At 55.7% G+C, this 1807-nt stretch carries 1 protein-coding gene; it reads left to right on the top strand.

The window, feature by feature from the left end; translation table 11 throughout:
* On the top strand, positions 1 to 1625 hold a 1625-nt coding region (locus tag VGK48_26170; GenBank protein ID HEY2384677.1), incomplete at its 5' end, for a hypothetical protein.
* Positions 1626 to 1807 lie beyond the last annotated feature (182 nt).

The raw sequence follows: 1807 nt of genomic DNA, 5'->3' as shown, positions 1-1807 counted from the left end.
TCCGCTCGCTCGCCAGCTACATTGCGCAACGGATCCGTGGGCAGCCGGTAGATGAAGATGTATTTGGGCGGCAGGAGGGAGCTATTCTTCAGATAAAACCGGTTCCGCAATACGCATGTAACGTATCAATCGATGGCGCGGCGCCGGCCGACCGCGTTTCCTTCGAACTCACTGACCCGAGGCAACGGATTATCGCCACCGGTGAATTCAAGGGAGACCGACACGCACTTCACCACACACCCGACTTCTATGATCTTAGGCTCACTATCCCGGCGGCAGTTGTAACAAATATCGATCCCCTGCCTTTTGAGCTCTACGAGGACTGCAATGTTCGCTTTCGCAAGTCCGACGTCGGAATTGGGCCCGCCCCGTCACCACCGCCCGTTCCAGTTTCACCGGTGGCGATTGCTATTCCTGGAGGTGCCGAAGCCACGCTGCAGAGCTTCACTACTGGTGAAACAATCACGTTCCACGAGTCGGGCACACAGTCATTACTCGCGGGAGACTACCTGGCCAAAGTCACCGACCGTGACGGAACGCCGATCGACACGCGCAACGTACAAGTGCAGCGCGGTGGTCGCGAGACGAGTATTGATTTGACAGAATTCAAGTCGAGTCCCCTCCGTGCCGCGCTTCTTTCGCAAATCCCAGGCGACCATCGTGCCGGAGCGGTCGATTTTTCGGAAACGCTCGGCCCTCTTTCGGATCAGGATCTTAGCCTCTGGCTCGCGATCATCGGTGCATCCCGGATCGTTCCGGGCGCCAGCAGCTTTTCGAAGCTAGGACGCCTGCCACTCGCATCCTTTAGCAATATGTCTTCGGGAGACACCGGCCTTTTTATTCTATCCGGTTTTGCAAATCCAGACACTTCGTTCGAGTTAGGTTTTCAGGCCGGCGAAGAAACCGTTTGGTTTCAGCCCGAAGCAATTCCTGAATTTCCTGGTCTCTACCAGTTCGAACATATAAAAGCTTGGAATCCACCTACCGCGCCGGGATGGCATTCTTCTGGTCCCATCACATTCCGAGTCAATAATCGCGCGACAGTCACCATCCTGAGTTCAATGCTGCCGAATCGCATCACGTTAATCACTCTTAGTATCGACGAGGATGACCAGCAGCAAATCGGGCAGTACCTTCTACCGGTCGAGCATCTTGTCGGTGTCCTGCCGGAAGAGATTCGTGACAAGATCGAGGGCCGTGGTTACTTGCGCTCCACCAAATTCATCGCGCAAGCGCAACGGCTCTTTGGCAAACGGCGCGATATTTTCGTAGGCGGGCGCCGCGAAGCACTTACCGATCTGCTTTATCTGAAGTGGGTCGATCCCATCATGGCAATCATGGCTGCATACGAGCTAATCCGCTCCGGCGAACGCGAGGGCCTGGGGGAGGTTGCAGCGAACTTGGAAAGATTCTTCCCCGAACTTCCCGACACGTGGGCGATTAGACGCCTTGTCAAAGCCGATGCGCCATTCCGCGGTTGGCCCATCTTTTCCGATGGTCTTCTTGCATTTGCCGAACAGTTCGACCGGCTTCCCTTTCCCGCCGAGCGCCTCGATTACCTCAGTGCATGGACGCAGTGGCGCGGAGCGATACAAAAAGCGGCGACCAGGCGTATAGCAGTGTGAGTTAGAAGGTCGTGTGGTACGGACACAAGATCGAAGCGGCACCTGAAAAATGTGAGATTCAGATTGTTCATGGAAGGGACCAATGGGTTCCCTTCAATCCGGCTGTATGGAAGGTCGCAAATCGGAATCGTTTCTGGGCACTCCGTGGGAGACGCCTTAACCAGCCTGCGGTGGTGCAGCAC

This window comes from Terriglobia bacterium, assembly GCA_036496425.1.
Lineage (GTDB): Bacteria > Acidobacteriota > Terriglobia > 20CM-2-55-15 > 20CM-2-55-15 > 20CM-2-55-15.
Note: the sequence above shows the minus strand (reverse complement) of the source record. Positions and strands in the feature narration are given on the sequence as shown.